The sequence below is a fragment of the Thiemannella venezuelensis genome (assembly GCF_014203605.1).
In the GTDB taxonomy this organism is placed as follows: domain Bacteria; phylum Actinomycetota; class Actinomycetes; order Streptosporangiales; family Streptosporangiaceae; genus Planomonospora_A; species Planomonospora_A venezuelensis.
In genome coordinates this window covers 1-1,627 of record NZ_JACHJJ010000072.1, presented here as the reverse complement: position 1 = coordinate 1,627, position 1,627 = coordinate 1, and the positions used below count along the sequence as shown (strand labels likewise).

The window sequence follows — 1,627 nt, the reverse complement described above, 5'->3', positions numbered from 1 at the left end:
GACTCTGTTGCCCAATTCCCTGGATGTGTCTCGGGGACCAAGGGATGATCTTCTCCGGTGGCGCTTCCTGCCATGTGGCCCGGAGGGGTGATGCGGATGTCGATGCAGGCCAGGGGATTGGAACCGGTTCCGGAGCAGACCGCGGCGGTGGCACGGGCCGCGTTCCCTGAGGGCAGCTTGCCGATACGGGTGCGCGACCGGCTGGCGGAGGTGTTCGCCGACGAGCCGTTCGCGGCCGCGTTCGGCGTGCGGGGAGCACCCGGGCTCGCACCGGGCATGCTGGCCCTGGTCACGGTGCTGCAATACGCCGAAGACCTCACCGACCGGCAGGCCGCGGCGATGGCGGTCCGGGCCATCGACTGGAAATACGCCCTCGGCATGGAGCTGACCGATTCGGGGTTCGACCACAGCGTGCTGTCGAAGTTCCGCGCCCGGCTGGTCGAGCACGGGATGGAGAAGGTGGTCTTCGAGCGGCTGCTGGAGCACTGCCAGCAGGCCGGGCTCATCGGCGCCGCAGGCAAGCAGCGGACCGATTCCACTCATGTGATCAGCGCAGTGCGGGAGCTGAACCGCCTCGAACTGGCCGGGGAGAGCGTGCGGGCCGCGCTGGAGGCCCTGGCGGTGGCCGCTCCGGGCTGGCTGGCCCAGGCGATCGACGTGACCGAGTTCGCCCACCGCTATGCGGAGCGGATCGACGGCTGGCGCCTGCCGTCGTCGAAGACGAAGCGGGACCGGCTGGCGACCGTGTTCGGCCAGGACGCACTGCGGCTGTGCCGGGCGGTGCGAGCCGAAGACGCGCCGGTGTGGCTGCGCGAGATCGAGGCGGTGGAGGTGCTGCGGCAAGTCCTCGTGCAGACCTACCTGACCAGGACCGACAGCCGGGGGCGGGAGGTGATCGTGAAGCGGGAGGCCGACAGTGACGGCGTCCCGCCCGGCCATCTGCGCCTGGCCTCCCCCTACGACACCGACGCCCGCTGGGCGGCCAAGGCGGGCGAGCTGTTCTGGCTGGGCTACAAGGTCCACCTCACCGAGACCTGCCACGCTCCCGAAGCCGAAGCCGAAGCCGGGGCCGGGAAGGCGAAGCAGGACGGAGCGCCCCCGAACCTGATCACGGACGTGCACACCACCGACGCCACCGTGCCCGACGTGAAGGCGACCGCGCCGATCCAGCGCAACCTCGCCGCGCGCGGCCTGCAACCCGGCGAGCACTACCTCGACGCCGGCTACCCCTCCGCCGCGTTGATCCGCGCCGCCGCGCATCGCGGAATCACCATGGTCACCCCGGCCCTGGCCGACCGCTCATCCCAGGCCCGCGCCGCCGAAGGCTTCGACAAGTCGGCCTTTGCCATCGACTGGAAAGCCCGCCAGGTCCGCTGCCCCGCCCGCAAGACCAGCTCCCACTGGAGCCCGGTGACCCAGCACGGCCGCGACGCGATCGTGGTCACCTTCAGCGTGCTGACCTGCCGCCCCTGCCCCTTCCAGCGGCAATGCACCGCTTCGCGTTCGGGCCGTCGCATGCTCACTCTGCAGCCGAAGGACCTGCATGAGGCCCTGGCCGCCGCCCGCGCCGAGCAGAAAACCGAGACCTGGAAGGACAAATACGCTCTGCGTGCCGGCGTGGAGGGCA

The 1,627-nt window shown here is 70.7% G+C and carries 1 protein-coding gene; it reads left to right on the top strand.

What is annotated here, in order from left to right; genetic code table 11:
* Positions 1 to 57 precede the first annotated feature (57 nt).
* The coding region (locus tag FHS22_RS37130) for an IS1182 family transposase (RefSeq protein ID WP_184948885.1) at positions 58 to 1,627 on the top strand (1,570 nt) is incomplete at its 3' end.